Origin of the sequence: Acidaminococcus fermentans, assembly GCF_009696675.1 — a bacterium.
GTDB lineage: Bacteria > Bacillota > Negativicutes > Acidaminococcales > Acidaminococcaceae > Acidaminococcus.
This window is the reverse complement of the sequence record NZ_VULN01000003.1, coordinates 43,347-59,752: the sequence shown is the minus strand read 5'-3', so window position 1 is coordinate 59,752 and position 16,406 is coordinate 43,347. Positions and strand designations below refer to the sequence as shown.

At 58.5% G+C, this 16,406-nt stretch carries 9 protein-coding genes and 1 other annotated feature; all 9 genes read right to left on the bottom strand.

Features of this window, described 5'->3' with window-relative positions; all coding sequences use genetic code 11:
* Positions 1-7: 7 nt before the first annotated feature.
* The 9 genes from glgA to FX155_RS02535 all read right to left on the bottom strand — a co-directional run bounded on the left by glgA (position 8) and on the right by FX155_RS02535 (position 16,406).
* Positions 8-1,645 (bottom strand): glycogen synthase GlgA, encoded by a 1,638-nt coding sequence (glgA, locus tag FX155_RS02575; RefSeq protein ID WP_154487725.1) that lies wholly within the window; start codon positions 1,643-1,645, stop codon positions 8-10.
* Positions 1,646-1,650: 5 nt separating this feature from the next.
* On the bottom strand, positions 1,651-3,618 hold the full coding sequence (gene glgB / locus FX155_RS02570) for a 1,4-alpha-glucan branching protein GlgB (protein ID WP_154487724.1): 1,968 nt from the start codon (positions 3,616-3,618) through the stop codon (positions 1,651-1,653).
* A 19-nt stretch (positions 3,619-3,637) separates the two neighbouring features.
* The gene (locus tag FX155_RS02565; RefSeq protein ID WP_370834560.1) at positions 3,638-5,992 is read right to left on the bottom strand and encodes a glycogen/starch/alpha-glucan phosphorylase; all 2,355 of its coding nucleotides are present in this window, start codon (positions 5,990-5,992) and stop codon (positions 3,638-3,640) included.
* A 95-nt stretch (positions 5,993-6,087) separates the two neighbouring features.
* Positions 6,088-7,200, bottom strand: a complete 1,113-nt coding sequence (gene glgD, locus FX155_RS02560; RefSeq protein WP_022486966.1) for a glucose-1-phosphate adenylyltransferase subunit GlgD — start codon at positions 7,198-7,200, stop codon at positions 6,088-6,090.
* The gene (locus FX155_RS02555) at positions 7,193-8,410 is read right to left on the bottom strand and encodes a glucose-1-phosphate adenylyltransferase (protein ID WP_022486967.1); all 1,218 of its coding nucleotides are present in this window, start codon (positions 8,408-8,410) and stop codon (positions 7,193-7,195) included. Before FX155_RS02555 ends, glgD begins: the two co-directional genes overlap by 8 nt.
* Before the next feature lie 634 nt (positions 8,411-9,044).
* Positions 9,045-10,343: an O-antigen ligase family protein gene (locus tag FX155_RS02550; RefSeq protein ID WP_154487722.1), complete on the bottom strand. Its 1,299-nt coding sequence runs from the start codon at positions 10,341-10,343 to the stop codon at positions 9,045-9,047.
* A gap of 4 nt (positions 10,344-10,347) precedes the next feature.
* Entirely contained in the window at positions 10,348-11,628 is a 1,281-nt protein-coding gene (locus tag FX155_RS02545; protein WP_022487200.1) for a bifunctional folylpolyglutamate synthase/dihydrofolate synthase, read from the bottom strand.
* 18 nt (positions 11,629-11,646) lie between these two features.
* Entirely contained in the window at positions 11,647-14,301 is a 2,655-nt protein-coding gene (locus FX155_RS02540; protein ID WP_154487721.1) for a valine--tRNA ligase, read from the bottom strand.
* A gap of 36 nt (positions 14,302-14,337) precedes the next feature.
* Positions 14,338-14,538, bottom strand: a binding site (T-box leader).
* Positions 14,539-14,681: 143 nt separating this feature from the next.
* The gene (locus tag FX155_RS02535; protein WP_154487720.1) at positions 14,682-16,406 is read right to left on the bottom strand and encodes a hypothetical protein; all 1,725 of its coding nucleotides are present in this window, start codon (positions 16,404-16,406) and stop codon (positions 14,682-14,684) included.

Sequence of the window (16,406 nt, the reverse complement as noted above, 5' to 3'; positions counted from 1 at the left end):
GAGTCCCTTACCGGAACTCCGGTTTTTTCCGGACGGCTTTCCGGACCGGCGTCTTCCGGGCCGTCTTCTTGTGGGCGGCGGTTTTCCGGAGGGCCCGTTTCCGGGTGCCGGCAGCTTTGGTCCGCAGCCCTTCCCCCGGTGCCTCTTCCGGCAGTTTTACCGCCACATCTCCCAGGGTCAGCTTCACAGCCGGGGCCGGGGCTTCCTCCGGTCCGGCGATTTTTTCATACAGAGCCTTGTAGGCCCGGGCGGACTTGTCCCAGCTGTTGTCACTGTGCATGGCATTGAGCACCAGCTTTTCCCACACCGTGTCCTCCTCATAGTCGCTGAGCCCCCGTTTGATGGTGAACAGCAGCTCATGGGCGTTGAAGTGGGCAAAGGACAGGCCGTTCCCTTCCCCGGAGAACTTTTCGAAGTTTTGGACCGAATCCCGCAGGCCTCCGGTGGCATGGACCACAGGAATGGTGCCGTATTTCATGGAGATCATCTGGCTCAGGCCGCAGGCTTCGTACCGGGAGGGCATCAGGAAAAAATCCGCCCCGGCATACACCCGGTGGGCCAGATCCTCGCTGAACAGGATGTTCACGGACACTTTGTCCGGATACCGGGAGGCCAGGTCCGTAAGGGCCTGTTCATAGGCTTTGTCCCCGGTGCCCACGATCACCAGCTGGATGTCCTCCTGGAGCAGTTCGTCCATAATGCAGGTCAGAAGATCCAGCCCCTTGGCTTCCACCAGACGGGAGATCATGGCAAACACCGGCACTCGCCGGCTCACCGGCAGTCCCAGTTCCTTCTGGAGGGCTTCCTTGTCCAGGGGCTTCCGGATGAACACGTCTTTGTCCGTATAGCCATAGGGGATCCGGGGATCCTCCGCCGGGTCATAGGCCTTTTCATCCATGCCGTTGAGGATCCCGGTGATCTTCCCCTGGCACAGCCGCACATAGCCGTCCAGTCCTTCCCCGAAATAGGGATACCGGATCTCTTCCGCATAGGAGGGACTTACGGTGGTCACAGCGTCCGCATATTCCATCCCGGCCTTCAGGTAGTTGACGCAGCCGCCGTTTTCGATTTTCCCACTGTCGAACAGGCTCCGGGACAGCCCCAGTACATCCTCCACGATTTCCGGCCCGTAGATGCCCTGGTATTTCATGTTGTGGATGGTGAACAGGCTTTTGATGCCCTGGTAGAAGGGATCCTTCTGGAAGTCCTCCTTCAGGTACACTCCCATAAGCCCCGTATGCCAGTCGTTGCTGTGGATGATATCCGGCCGGAACCCGATATGGGGCAGCATGGCCAGCACCGCCCGGCAGAAATAGGCGAACCGCTCCCCGTCGTCGAAGAACCCGTACAGGCCCTCCCGTTTGAAATAATATTCGTTGTCGATGAAGAACACCGGCACCCCGTCTTCCAGGGTAATCTTTTCCACCCCTACGTACTGCCGGCGCCAGGCCAGATCCACGGTTCCCTGCCACACCTGTTCCATCCGGCCACCGTATTTTTCCGCCACCTGGGCGTATTTGGGGATCACCAGGGCTGTTTCCACCCCTTCCCGGCGGAGTTTGGCCGGCAGGGCCCCCATTACATCCGCCAGGCCCCCGGTTTTGATGAAGGGCACGGCTTCTGAAGCTGCCAATAACACTTTCATGGGAATCACCTTCTTCTTTCTTTACCCGGGAGATTGACTTTCTTGGTTCCGTCCCCTTCGGTTTTCCTGATTTTTTTCAAATAAAGCACACCCAGAGGCGGCAGGGTCAGCACCAGGGACTGTTCCCGGCCGTGGAAAGGCACCTTTTCCGTTTCCACCAGCACCCGGCCGTCCTCCCGGAGCGTCCCGCACCGGACTCCGCTGCCGCCGAACTCTTCGGCGTCACTGTTGAACACTTCTTCCCAGGCCCCCGGTTCCGGGGCCCCGATCCGATACTCCCGGCGTACCACCGGGGTGAAATTGCACACCACAACGGTTTCCGCATCCGGATCCTGTCCCTTCCGGACAAAGGCAATGACGCTGTTGTCCCGGTCGTCGCAGCTGATCCACTCAAAGCCGGTCCAGTCGTAATCCACCTGCCAGAATTCCGGGTGGTCCAGGTAGAAATGATTCAGCGCCCGGCTGTAAGCCTGCAGTTCCTGATGCTTGGGATAATCCAGCAGCAGCCAGTCCAGCTGCTCCGCATACCGCCATTCGATGAACTGGCCGAATTCCCCGCCCATGAACAGCAGCTTCTTCCCGGGATGGCTCATCCAATACCCGTAAAAGGCCCGGAGCCCGGCAAATTTCTGCCAGTAGTCCCCTGGCATCCGGTCGATGAGAGATTTTTTCCCATGGACCACTTCGTCGTGGGACAGGGGCAGGATGAAGTTTTCCGAAAAAGCATAGTACAGGGAAAAGGTGATCAGGTCCTGGCACCCTTTCCGGTACAGGGGATCCGTGCTCATGTACTGGAGCATGTCGTTCATCCAGCCCATGTTCCATTTGTAGTTGAAGCCCAGGCCTCCCTGATCCACCGGCCGGGACACCAGAGGCCAGGTGGTGGATTCTTCCGCCACCATAAGGGCCTGGGGCTTTTCCCGGAACACCGCCGTGTTCAGCTGCCGGAGGAATTCCACTGCTTCCAGGTTCTCCCTTCCCCCGTATTTGTTGGCCTGCCACTGGCCGTCCTTTTTCCCGTAGTCCAGGTACAGCATGCTGGCCACCGCGTCGATCCGGAGACCGTCGAAATGGTATTCCTCCAGCCAGAACAGGGCACTGGATATGAGGAAGCTCCGTACTTCCGGCCGGCCGTAGTCGAAGTTCATGGTGTCCCAGTCCTTGTTTTCCGCCAGCAGGGGATTCCCGGATTCGTATAAAGGCTCCCCGTCAAAGAACCGGAGCCCGTGGGCATCCCGGCAGAAATGGCCGGGGACCCAGTCCAGGATCACCCCGATGCCGTTCCGGTGGAACTGGTCCACCAGATACATGAGATCTTCCGGCTTCCCATACCGGCTGGTGGGAGCGAAATACCCGGTGGCCTGGTACCCCCAGGACCCGTCAAAGGGATATTCACACAGGGGCATGAATTCCACATGGGTATAGCCCATGTCCTTCACATAGGGCACCAGGGCATCCGCCAGTTCCCGGTAGCTCAGGAAGCTGCCGTCTTCATGACGCCGCCAGCTGCCGGCGTGGACTTCGTAGATGTTCATGGGCCCATGGTAGGAATCGTATTTTGCCCGGCTCTTCTGCCAGGCTCCGTCCCGCCACCGGTAGTTCAGGGAAGCCACCACCGAAGCGGTGTCCGGCCGCAGCTGGGCCCGGAATCCATAGGGATCCGCCTTCAGGATGGTTTCCCCGGAAGCGGTGATGATGGCATATTTGTACAGGGTCCCTTCCGGCAGATCGGGAACAAAGGTTTTCCAGATTTCCCCGTCTTCTGCCCGTTCCATAGGGTTGGCTTCCGGATCCCAGTGATTGAAATCCCCCACCACACTGACCTTTTGGGCATGGGGAGCCCAGAGGGAAAAACGGACACAGGGTTTCCTGCGCCATACGGTCCGGTGGGCTCCCAAGAGACGGCAGCTGTTTCCGTTGGTCCCATTGTGGAACAGGTACATACTGTATGAATCAATGGCACTCAGACGCATAAGGGCTCCTTTCCATGGTTCAGACCCGTACGGGCTTCACCTTCCAGATGTCCCGGGCATACTGGGACACGGTCCGGTCGCTGGAGAAATGGCCGGACTGGGCAATGTTCACCGCCGAAGCCCGGAGCCAGCCCGGCCGGTCCTGATACCGGCGGAGGATTTCCTGATGGGCTTTCCGATAGGCATCGAAATCCTTCAGGACGAAGTATTCATCGTTCCGCCGGAGCAGGTCTTCATACAGCTGGCTGAACAGGGGATTGGCCTGGAAGATTTCCAGTACCCGGCGGATTTCCTCATCCTGCCGGTACAGTTCCCAGGAGGAATAGCCCCCCTCCCGGTAGAACTTCTGGACTTCTTCTGCCCGGAGGCCGAAGATCACGCAGTTGGCGTCCCCCACCAGCCGGCGGATTTCCACATTGGCTCCATCCAGGGTCCCCAGGGTAATGGCCCCGTTCATCATGAACTTCATGTTGCCGGTTCCGGAAGCTTCCTTGCTGGCGGTGGAAATCTGCTCGCTTACATCCGCCGCCGGGAACAGCCGCTGGCCCAGGGACACATTGTAGTTTTCCAGGAACAGCACCTTCAGTTTTTCCCGCACCCGGGGCTCTCGGTCGATGAGCTGGGAAACAGTATGGATCAGCTTGATCACCACCTTGGCCTCCCCGTAGGAAGCTGCCGCCTTGCCGCCAAAAATAAAGGTCTGGGGCAGAGGCACCGCTTCCGGGTCCTCCAGCAGACGGAGATACAGGGAATACACATGGAGGATGTTCAGCAGCTGCCGCTTGTACATGTGAAACCGCTTGATCTGGATGTCAAAGACGGAATGGGGATCGAGGGTGATCCCTTTGGTCTCCTGGACCCACCGTGCCAGGGCATCCTTACGGTCCTGCTTCACCTGTTCCAGTTTTTCCTGGAAGACAGGGTCGTCCCGGTAGGCCATCAAGTCCTTGAGTTTTTTCGGGTGCCGGATCCACTCCGTGCCGATGGTGTCAGAAATGAGAGAAGCCAGGGGTGGATTGGATTCCAGCAGCCACCGGCGGTGGGTCACCCCGTTGGTCTTGTTGTTGAACCGGTCCGGGAACACCTCATAGAAGGGATGCAGAGTGCTTTCCTTCAGGATTTTCGTGTGGAGCTCCGCCACCCCGTTGACACTGTGGCTGCCCACCACTGCCAGATTGGCCATGCGCACCTGGCCGCCCCAGAGGATGGCCACCTGTTCCGCCTTGTCTTCCCGTCCCGGAAATTTCTTCCGGTAGGCGGCCAGCCACCGGCGATTCAGTTCTTCCACAATGAGATACACCCGGGGCAGCAGGCTCTGGAACAGGGGAATGGACCACCGTTCCAGGGCCTCCGGCATAATGGTGTGGTTGGTGTAGGATATGCTGGATACCGTAAGATTCCAGGCTTCCTCCCACCCCAGTCCCTCTTCGTCCAGAAGGATCCGCATCAGTTCCGGGATTAAAAGGGCAGGATGGGTGTCGTTGATGTGCAGGGCTACATGCCGGGGGAATTCCCGGATGTCCCGGTGGAGCCCCCGGTAGTGGCGGACAATGCTCTGAAGCCCGGCGGACACGAAGAAATATTCCTGCATCAGCCGCAGCTTCCGGCCTTCTTCCGTGGAATCATCCGGATACAGGAACCGGGAGATCTGCTGGGTGGTGTCCTGGTACTGGAGGATCTTCCGGAAGTCCCCGCCCTGGCTGGGGCTCAGGATCCCGTCCGGGGCATATTCCGCCTGCCACAGCCGGAGGGTGTTCACCGTATGGTTCCGGTACCCGGGCACCGGAACGTCATAGGGGATGGCCAGCACCGAGCTGTATCCCTCATGGACGCATTCCAGCCCCCCCTTGCCGTCCGGGCGCATGTAGCAGTTCCCCCCGAACCGGACATGGACCGCCTTGTCCGACCGTTTGGTTTCCCAGGGGAACCCGTCCTGGAGCCAGGTGTCCGGCAGTTCCACCTGCTGACCGTCCACAATATGCTGTTCAAAAAGACCGTACTGGTACCGGATGCTGCACCCGTGGCCCGGCAGCTGGAGCGCTGCCATGGAATCGATGAAGCAGGCCGCCAGACGGCCCAGGCCTCCGTTCCCCAGCCCCGGATCCGCCTCCTGGGGCAGGATGGCATCCAGGTCGAACCCCAGTTCCCGGAGTCCTTCCCGGGCCAGGTCCTCCATGCCGCAGTTCATCAGGTTGGCATCCAGCAGCCGGCCCAGCAGGAACTCGATGCTGAAATAATACACCTGCTTGGCCTGCCGGGAATCGTACCGCTGTTCCGTAGCCAGCCAGTCATCATAGATCAGGTCCTTCACCAGGTTGGCCAGCACCAGGTACACCTTTTTGGGACTCAGGGCTTCCGGTTCCTCATTGAACAGGACCTTGGCCTTCTGGGTGAAGAGACTGACAAATTGTTTTGGATTTTTCCAGGTTTTCGTAATGACCCCGCCTTCCTTTTCCGCAGCCGGACAGGTCAGAGGATATCATACTGGATCACGCACAGGGGCGCATCCGGCTTTCCGTTGAGAAACGCTTCCGGCTGGACTTCCTGGTTCTTGTCGCAGATTACCCGGTCCACCCGGGCTTCTTCGCCGATCACCGTGTTCTGCATGATGATGGAATTCTTCACCACCGCATTCCGTCCCACCCGCACCCGGCGGAACAGGATGGAGTTTTCCACGGTGCCTTCGATGACACATCCGTCCCCCACCAGGGAGTTGGTGACTTTGGCATCCGCCATGTATTTGGCCGGAGCCTCATCCTTCACCTTGGTGTAGATTTTCCGGTCCGGCCGGTACACGGCCTTCCAGTTGTCCAGGTTCAGCATGTCCATATTGGCTTCGTAATAGCTTTTAAGAGAATGGATCCGTTTGGCATAACCCCGGTATTCATAGCCGTAGATTCCGGGATGGGACACGTTCCGGGCCATCACGTCCATAAGATACTGGTTGGGATCCTGGGCAAAGGCCCTGCGGACCATGGCCACGAACAGCCCCCCGTCCAGGAGCATGCTCCCCAGGTATATTTTGTCCCCCTTCTTCAGGGTTTCTGATTTCACCAGTTTGGTCACATGGCCGCTTTCGTTGACGGATACCACATATCCGTCCCCTTCACAGTCCGCTTCCAGGGTCTTGTACACCAATGTCACATCCGCATTCCGGTTCCGGTGATAGTGGAGCAGCTGGTTGTAGTCGATGTTGTGGACCACATCGCAGCCGGAAAGGAGCAGGTAGTGGTTCCGTTCCCGTTCCACGAACCTCAGATTCTTGTAATAAGTCCGGATGTCCCCGGTCTGAGGATTGGTCACTTCCCGGGCCTCGTCCACCGGCAGGTAGAACAGACCGTGCTGTTTCCGGGCCAGGCTCCAGTCCTTACCGGACCGGACATGGTCCAGTACGGAACGGCTGTGGAAGGGCAGCAGCAGCCCCACCGTGTCCACCCCGGCGTTGACCATGGTGGACAGGGCAAAATCGATGAGCCGGTATTTCCCGGCAAAAGGTTCAGAAGCCATGGGCCGTTTCCTGCTCAGTTCCGCCATGTAATTGGGCCCCTGAAGATTGATGAGCCCGATGATGTTGTTATCCATTGACCACCGCTCCTTTCCCGTCCTTCTTTCTGCTGGGGCCTGCCGGCTGGACCTGTGCTTCCAGTCCTTCGCTGCCGGTGACCACATGGTCGTTGCCGAACACTTTGATGCTGCCGGCGGCGCCCCGGATCACTGCGCCAGCCCGTACCCGGCACCGTTCACCCAGGATGGCATGGTCCACCACCGCGCCTTTTTCCACCACCGTACCGGGCATCAGCACCGAATCGGTGACCGTGGCCCCTTCTTCCACCGTTACATTGTAGAAAATCACGGAATGGAACACGTTCCCCAGGATTACCGCCCCTTCCCCGGTGAGAGAACTGATCACCGAGGCATTGGGTCCCACATAGTGGGCGGGCAGGGACTGGTTCCCGGAATAGATCCGCCAGTCGGGGTCGTTGAGGCTGATGGGCGGGTTGTCGGACAACAGGTCCATATTGGCCTGCCACAGGCTTTCAAATGTCCCCACATCCTTCCAGTACCCTTCGAAAGGATAGGCGAAGGTGGGCACTTTGTCTTCCAGCAACCGGGGGATGATGTTCTTCCCGAAATCATGGTCCGAATCCTCCCGAGCCGCATCTTCCATCAGGTACTGTTTCAGCACATCCTTGTCGAAAATGTAGATGCCCATGGACGCCAGGTTGCTTTTGGGCTGGGCGGGTTTTTCCTCGAATTCCCGGATGCTCATATCCTCATTGGCGTTCATGATCCCGAACCGGGACGCTTCGGAAAGGGGTACCCGGAAGGTGCTGACGGTGACCTTGGCCCGGTGCTTTTTGTGGAAAGCCAGCATGGTGCTGTAATCCATGGAATAGATATGGTCCCCGGACAGAATCAGTACATACTGGGGATCGATCATGTCCAGGAAATTCAGGTTCTGGTAGATGGCATCCGCCGTGCCTTGGTACCAGTTGGAGGAATCCTTGTCGTTCATGTAGGGAGGCAGCACAAAGGTGCCCCCGCTGTCCCCGCTGTCCAGGTCCCAGCTGCTTCCGTTGCCGATGTACCAGTTCAGTTCCAGAGGCTGGTACTGGGTCAGGATCCCCACGGTACCGATCCCGGAATTCCGGCAGTTGCTGAGGGTAAAGTCAATGATCCGGTATTTGGCGCCGAAAAGCACCGCCGGTTTGGCCACGTTTTTGGTCAGGACTCCCAGACGGCTGCCCTTGCCGCCGGCCAGGATCATAGCCAGACATTCTATTTTCCTCAAAATCATCGCCTCCTGTAAAGATAGGTGCTGCATGTTTTTCGTATACAACTGTCTGCAAGCTGGTAAGAACAGGAAAATATACCCCTGCAGTCGCTGTCTCTTTGTCTATTTTACCATATTTATGAAAAAAAGGGGCTGTTGCATGAGCAACAGCCCCTTTTTAAGGTCTCAAGTCGTAAGGCTCGGACCACTGGCTAAAACCTGTCCTTTGGCCAGATTCATTTGAAGAAAAACGCAGCCAGTGGGCTGCTAACCCACCACCATTGCGCAAGCGCAACGGTCCCCCGCCCTTGTAAAGGGCGGATACTATCACGCAGGCTGCTCTCTCGTGTCACAAAAGCATTGGGCCGAAGGCCCAAGCGTATATCCGCCCTTTTCAAGGGCGGATACTATCACGCAGGCTGCTCTCCCGTGTCACAAAAGCATTGGGCCGAAGGCCCAAGCGTATATCCGCCCTTTTCAAGGGCGGATACTATCACGCAGGCTGCTCTCTCGTGCCACAAAAGCATTGGGCCGAAGGCCCAAGCATATATCCGCCCTTTTCAAGGGCGGGGGACCAGCCGCAAGGCTGGTGGTGGGTTAGCAGCGTCAGCTGCGTTTCCCATCCCGGCCAAAGGCTAACTGCGTTTGGCTTCTACTTGTTCCGTACTTCAGACGCCACACAGGAAGATGCGGTGCCTGATGGGCCGCCTCTTCCGCCGCTCAGCCGGTCCGCAATGAGCAGGATGGCGTTCCCTGCCCAGAACAGCATGCCCAGCTGACTGTTGAACAGGGTATGGTCAGTAAGGCCGCTGATAAAGATTCCCACCAGGGAAGCCATGTACCCGCAGGCCACCCCCCTCAGCCAGGGCAGGGTCCGGTTCCGGTGCCGGATTTCCCGGGCCAGCAGGAACAGCCGGACCATCACACAGAGAAACAGCAGCAGCCCTGGTATCCCCAGTTCTGCCGTTACGTTCAGCAACAGGTTATGGCTGTGGTACATGAACACATCTTCCGAAATGAAGAAGTTGTAATCCGGGAAGGCATAGCCATATCCATACCAGCCCACTCCGAAAGGATGGTCCCGGATCATGTCCAGGGAGCTTTCCAGGTAGAAGAACCGCAGTTCCGCGGACGTGTCATGGACGGAAAAAATGGACATGAGCCGTTCCGCCAGCTGGTTCCAGAACAGGTACAGCACCCCCAGGCCCCCTCCGATGAAGGGCAGGAAAGCCTTGTGATAGAACGCTCCGGCAAAGATGAACAGCACCCAGAAATAGGCCACCCAGTTGCCCCGGGAAAAGGTCAAAATCAGGCAGGCGGTGGAGAGAAGGAAGATCCCCACCAGGGCCCACCGGGTCTTTCCTCCCTTCAGAGGAGCGAAAAGCCCTTCACAGTAAGCCACCGTGGACACCAGGAAGGTGCCCAGGATGTTGGGATTCACCAGGGTGGAAATGGCCCGCCGGGACAGATGCTTGAAAGCCTGGTGGTCGATCCATTCCATATTCTGGAGACTGGTGCCGAAGAAATACTGCCAGATGCCGAAGGCCGCCACGATCCCGGCAGAGATCATGAAGATCTTGGTCAGGAACAGGGTCCGGCGGCCGGTACTGGCGTACCGGAGCACCAGGTAGAAGATCCCCGCCTCCTGGCCCACCACCCACAGCCAGTTCAGGGCGCAGGCGGCCGGGTTTTCCGACCACAGGGTGCTGACCCCGCTCAGGATGAACAGGGCCCACAGGGGCCGGCTGATGGTCCGGGGAATCTGGATGGCCGGCCAGAACTGCCCGGTCTTCCAGATGTTCACCAGGTTCAGCAGGAAACAGATGCTGAACACGATTCCCGCCCCCAGCTGATGCAGGGGCAGGATGAAAAACAGCAGAGAAAGGACCCCGAAAATAATCTGATTCAGGTTCCAGGATGCGGGGAGACCCCAGCCTTGCGGTCTTCCCATGATCTTACCGGTCCAATCCCAGTTCCTTGAAGGTGCCGATGAGATACAGGGACCCACAGACGATCACCACGTCCTCCGGCCCCGCTTCCGACACCGCCCGTTGGTAGGCAGCGGTGAGATCCTCCATGGGAACCGCATTCTTGTGGAGCCGCTGGGCCAGTTTTTCCGGTTTCTCCGACCGGTCTCCCTCATGGGCCAGCACCGTATAGATGGTGTCTTCCGGACGGAACAGGATGTCCGATACCTGGCTCACGTCCTTGTCCGCCATCATACCGAACACGTAGATCCGCCGGGCTTTGGGATAATACTCATCCAGAGCCTTCCGGAGCACCGTCACCCCGGAGGGATTGTGGGCCCCGTCCAGGATAATGTCCGGGTTCCGGTGGATCCGCTCCAGCCGTCCCGGCCACCGGGCTGCCTCCATCCCCCGGAGCATGGCCGCCTCATCAGGCACCCCGTGCTTGTCCCGGAGGATCTCCGCTGCCGTAAGGGCCGCCGCCCCGTTGAGGATCTGGTGTTCCCCGGGCAGGTGGATGGCCACTTCCAGTTCCTTTTCTCCCAGCCGGTACAAAAAGGTCTGGGTGTCCATGGAACTGGTGAGTTCTTCGGTGGAAAAATCATCCCCATATACATACAGAGGGGCATGGTTGGCTTCCGCCGCACCCCGGATCACTTCCAGAGCCTTCCCTTCCGCCTCCGTCACCACCGGCACCCCCGGTTTGATGATTCCCGCCTTCTGGGCGGCAATGGCTTCGATGGTCTTCCCCAGCCGTTCCGTGTGTTCCAGGGTCACATTGGTGATCACGGACACCTCCGGGGTAATGATGTTGGTAGAATCCCACAGGCCGCCCATGCCCACTTCGATCACGGCACAGTCCACCTGCTTTTCCGCAAAATACAGGAAGGCCATGGCGGTGATGAATTCAAACTGGGTGGGCTGTTCTCCTCCCTGGGCCAGGAACCGGTCCAGAGCAGCTTTGGTCTTTTCCGTTACCGCGGCAAAGTCTTCATTGGAAATCTCTTCCCCGTTGAGGCAGATCCGCTCGTTGTACCGGACAAAGTGGGGGGAGGTGTAGCTCCCCACCTTCAGCCCCGCCTGCTGGAGCATGTTGGCCAGAAATGTGGTGACACTGCCTTTGCCGTTGGTCCCGGTCACATGGACGGTCCGGATCTTCCGTTCCGGATGGTCCAAAAGGGCTGTAAGCCCCTGGATCCGTTCCATGCCCAGATGGATGCCGAACTTGCCCAGGCTTTCTACATAGTCTACTGCGTCCGCATATTCCATAGTCTGCTCCTTTCCCTTTTACAGGCTGCGCAGGGTTGCCATCCGTTCCTTCAGGCCGTCGATCCGCGCCAGGATCTCCGTCTGTTTGGTCTTTTCTTTTTCCACCACTTCAGCAGGTGCTTTGGCCAGGAAGTTCTGGTTGCTCAGTTTCCCGGCAGCCCGTTTGGCTTCCTTTTCGGCTCCGTCCAGTTCCTTCTGGAGACGGGCCAGTTCCTTGTCCACATCGATAAGGCCCTTGAGAGGCAGGTACACCTTGGCTCCGTTCACCACGGCCGTCATGGCGTTTTCCGGAGCGGCGTCATCCATGGCCCCCAGGGTCAGGTTGTCCACCGTGCCCAGCTGCCGGATGTAATCCCCGTTGGCGGCGAACACGTCCCGGAGGTCGGCATCCACCAGCACCGTGGCCGGAGCCTTGTGGCCGGGAGCCGCGTTCACTTCCGCCCGCATGTTCCGGATGGCCTTGATCACATCCATCACCGCAGTCATCTGTTTTTCCACGGTGTCGTCCATCATCCCTTCATCCGCCACCGGCCAGGGAGCGATCATGATGCTCTGGCCTTCATGAGGCAGGTGCTGCCAGATTTCTTCCGTAATGAAAGGCATGTAGGGATGGAGCAGCTTCATGGCGTCTCCCAGCACCCGGCACAGCACCGTCTGGGCCGTAGCCCGGGCAGCGGCGTTTTCCCGGTCGTAGAGACGGGGTTTGGCCAGTTCGATGTACCAGTCGCACACTTCGCCCCAGATGAAGTCATAGATCAGCCGGCCCGCTTCGCCCAGTTCGAATTTTTCCAGGTAGTTGGATACATCCCGGATGGTGTGCTGGAGCCGGGACAGGATCCATTTGTCCGCCAGGGTGAGCGGTGCTTTTTCCGCATCCTTGTCATAACCGTCCAGGTTCATGAGAGCGAACCGGGAGGCGTTCCAGATTTTGTTGGCAAAATTCCGGGTGCTTTCGATCCGGTTCCAGTAGAACCGCATGTCGTTCCCCGGAGTATTGCCGGTGATCAGCATGAACCGCAGGGTATCCGCTCCGTACTTGTTCACCACTTCCACCGGGTCGATGCCGTTGCCCAGGGATTTGCTCATCTTCCGGCCCTGTTCGTCCCGAACCAGTCCGTGGATGAACACGTGCTTGAAGGGTTCCTTCCCCATGAATTCCTCACCCATGGTGATCATCCGGGCCACCCAGAAGAAGATGATGTCATAGCCGGTGACCAGCACGCTGGTGGGATACCAGTGTTCCAGTTCTTCCGTCTTTTGCGGCCAGCCGAAAGTGGAGAAGGGCCACAGGCCGGAGCTGAACCAGGTGTCCAGGCAGTCTTCTTCCTGATGGATATGGGTGCTGCCGCATTTGGGGCAGGCGGTGAGATCCGTCCGGGAAGCAGACACTTCCCCGCAGTCGTCGCAGTACCATACCGGGATCCGGTGCCCCCACCAGATCTGCCGGGAAATGCACCAATCATGGATGTTTTCCAGCCATTGGAGATAGGTTTTGGTGAACCGGCTGGGAACAAATTCCGTATGGCCTTCGGTGACGCATTTAATGGCTGCTTCCGCCAGGGGTTTCATCTTCACGAACCACTGGGTGGACACCATGGGTTCCACCACATGGTGGCAGCGCTGGCAGTGGCCAACGGAGTGGGGAGCATCTTCGATTTTCACCAGAAGGCCCATGTCCTTCAGATCCTGGACAATGTGCTTCCGGCATTCATACCGGTCTTCCCCTTCGTATTTGCCGGCCTCTTTGGTCATTTTCCCGTCCAGGCCGATGACCACGATCTGTTCCAGGTTGTGCCGCTGGCCCACTTCATAGTCGTTGGGGTCGTGGGCCGGGGTGATTTTCACCGCGCCGGTACCGAATTCCAGGTCCACATATTCATCGGCGATAATGGGGATTTCCCGGTTGGTGGTGGGCAGGGCGATCTTCTTCCCCACCAGTTTCCCGTACCGTTCATCCTTGGGGTTCACGGCCACGGCAGTATCTCCGGGGATGGTTTCCGGACGGCTGGTGGCGATGGTCAGGTACTGGTCCTTTTCGCCCACAATGGGATAGTTGATGTACCACAGGGCACCAGCATCGTCCTGGTGTTCCACTTCCACATCGGACAAAGCCGTACGGCAGTTGACGCACCAGTTGATCATCCGGGTGCCCTTGTAGATCAGGCCCTTTTCATAAAGGCTCACAAAGGCTTCCCGGACCGCCTGGCTCAGGCCTTCGTCCATGGTGAACCGCTGCCGGTCCCAGTCGCAGGAAATCCCCAGGCTCTTCAGCTGCCGGACGATTTCGTCCCCGTAGGCTTCCTTCCATTTCCACACCCGTTTGATGAATTCTTCCCGGCCCAGATCGTACCGGGTCAGGCCTTCCTTCTTCTTCAGTTCCTCTTCCACCTTGATCTGGGTGGCCAGTCCTGCATGGTCATAGCCCGGCAGCCAGCAGGTGTTGTCCCCCATCATCCGGTGCCAGCGCACCAGGATGTCCTGGAGGGTATTGTCCAGGGCATGGCCCATGTGGAGCTTGCCGGTAATGTTGGGAGGCGGGATCACCACACTGAAGGGTTTCCGGCTCTTGTCCACCGGCTGATGGAAAAAGCCGTGATCGATCCAGTATGCATACCATTTCTTCTCCACCGCAGCCGGATCATAGACCTTGGGGATGTTGTTTTCTTCTGCCATAACTCTGCCTCCTTAAAAAAATAAACCCGTCCTGCTGTATAGGACGAGTTGTTCGCGGTACCACCTACATTCTCAATTGCTTGAGCACCTTAAAGCGGCGTAACGTGCCGTGACGGACAGGGCTTTCCTCCTGCCGGCTCCAGGACGACTTCCAGCGCATTGCCCGGATGCTTCCACCACCCGCATCCTCTCTGCCGGTGCAAGGGGCGCTGTACTCCTTCCCATCATCGCCTTTGGCTGTATGGTTGTATGGAGTCATTGTAACAAGGGGGCGCGGGATTGTCAATGGGGTGGACCCTTTCAAATCCCCGTCAACGGTCAGCGGCCGTTGAGTACCGACAGAAAAGGGGTGCTGCACAAAACGTGCAACACCCCCTTTTTCACAGCGCCTCGATCTGCCGGCACAGCATCTTGCCTACGCTGTCGGCCATTTTATCCAGATCCCGGACTTCCACACAGTCTTCCCCGAAGATCTTCCGGGCATCTTTCATGATGTGCTGATTCTCTCCGTTGATGAGCCCGATAATCCGGATCCCTTCCCGGCGGAGGCTGGCGGCTTCGTCAGCGGTGTTGGCCACGGCTTTTTCATCCCGGTATTCCGAAGAGCTGAACAGCCCGTCTCCCACCAGAGGCTTGTCGTCGTTGGGCTCCGCATCCGTGAGCATGATGAGGATCTTTTTGGTCTGGGTAAAGTCCCCCATCAGCTGCCGGGCTCCCCGGAGGGCCAGCCCGTCCCGGTTCCACCCGGTGGCCACATAGTTGAAGATATTGGTGCACCGCTTCTTGTCCGCATAGTCCTTGAACAGGGTGAGTACCGTATAGTTCCGCAGAGTGCAGAAGGAATACACCTGGTAGGGAATCCCGCACTGGCGGAGACTTTCGGCGATCACATAGGCCTGGGAGGCGATTACCTGCTGATACTCCCCCCGGGAGGCGGAAGCATCCAGCATCAGATCCACGGTGAAATCCGGGCTGGAGACGGTCTCCCGTTCGAAGAACACCCGGCTGTCATTCACCTTCAGGGCCCGCCACACCAGGTCGGGTACCAGTTTCCCTTCCTTGGCGGGCACCGGCAGCCGGGTCTGGGCCATGCGCATGACGCTCCGGAGCTGGCTGGTGAGCCGGGCTATGCTCTTCCGGCACTGTTCCCCGTGATCCTTGTAGTAGGCCAGGTTCTTCACCCGTTGGGCGTGAGCTCCCTCAAGCCAGCGGGAAGCTTCCCCGGTGGCCCCTTTGCTCCCCAGCCGGCCCCGGGTAAAGTGGAGATGGCACCCCTGATGAGGCCCGTTGCACCAGACTTGGTCAATATCCAGCATTTTCCGGGGCGGGTAGATGCTGGCGCCGAAACAATCGATGATATAGTTGTAGTTTTCCGACGCCGTCTGGCCGGTGATAATGGCCATGAGCCCGTTGTGGGCGTTTTTCCCGGCCAGGATGTCCATGGCCTGCTTCTTGGAATAGAGAAAATTGAACACGCTTTCCTGCTTCCGGAACACATGGGGCAGCAGCCAGTCGATAAAGTCCCCCAGGCCTTTGCTGATGATGACTTTTTCCAGGCTTTCCCGGACCAGGAAATGGGAGACGAAGTACTTTTTGGTGATCTTCCGGAAATGGTCGCACAGCTGCTTGGTATCCCAGGCCGGATCGAAGCAAAGATTGGCATAGAGCCCCTTGGCCCAGGGGTCATGGAGATCCAGTCCCTCCCCCAGCACCTCGTGCCACCGTGCCGCCTGCATTTCGTGGGCCACTCCGGTTTTGTCCAGTTTGGTGCCGTCAAAATAGGCCCTGGCATGCTGCTGCCGGAGATAGGGCAGCACCGGCCGCACCGGAGCCTCCTTGGCGTAGGTGGCGTATTCCAGTCCCAGCCAGAACAGGTCCGTAAAGGTATCCCGGAGGGCGCTGTCTTCCATTTCCTCGAACATCTGGTGGATCAGCTTCACATCATAATATTTCCGGGTGAAGCCCACCACCGCGTTCAGATACAGATCCGGGGTACCCTGTTCCGTATAGGCCAGGAAATCGGGATCGAACCGGTAGTCCCAGGACACGTCCCATACGATATTCAAAGCCCGGCGGCGTTTGGCATCGTACTTGAGTTTTCCCAT

What these genes read in the sequence shown, in the direction of transcription:
- FX155_RS02540 (WP_154487721.1), bottom strand. Translation starts at nt 14,301, where the DNA reads ATGGCAGAAGAAAACAACATCCCCAAGGTCTATGATCCGGCTGCGGTG.
- glgA (WP_154487725.1), bottom strand. Translation starts at nt 1,645, where the DNA reads ATGAAAGTGTTATTGGCAGCTTCAGAAGCCGTGCCCTTCATCAAAACC.
- FX155_RS02550 (WP_154487722.1), bottom strand. Translation starts at nt 10,343, where the DNA reads ATGGGAAGACCGCAAGGCTGGGGTCTCCCCGCATCCTGGAACCTGAAT.
- glgB (WP_154487724.1), bottom strand. Translation starts at nt 3,618, where the DNA reads ATGCGTCTGAGTGCCATTGATTCATACAGTATGTACCTGTTCCACAAT.
- FX155_RS02545 (WP_022487200.1), bottom strand. Translation starts at nt 11,628, where the DNA reads ATGGAATATGCGGACGCAGTAGACTATGTAGAAAGCCTGGGCAAGTTC.
- FX155_RS02535 (WP_154487720.1), bottom strand. Translation starts at nt 16,406, where the DNA reads ATGGGAAAACTCAAGTACGATGCCAAACGCCGCCGGGCTTTGAATATC.
- glgD (WP_022486966.1), bottom strand. Translation starts at nt 7,200, where the DNA reads ATGGATAACAACATCATCGGGCTCATCAATCTTCAGGGGCCCAATTAC.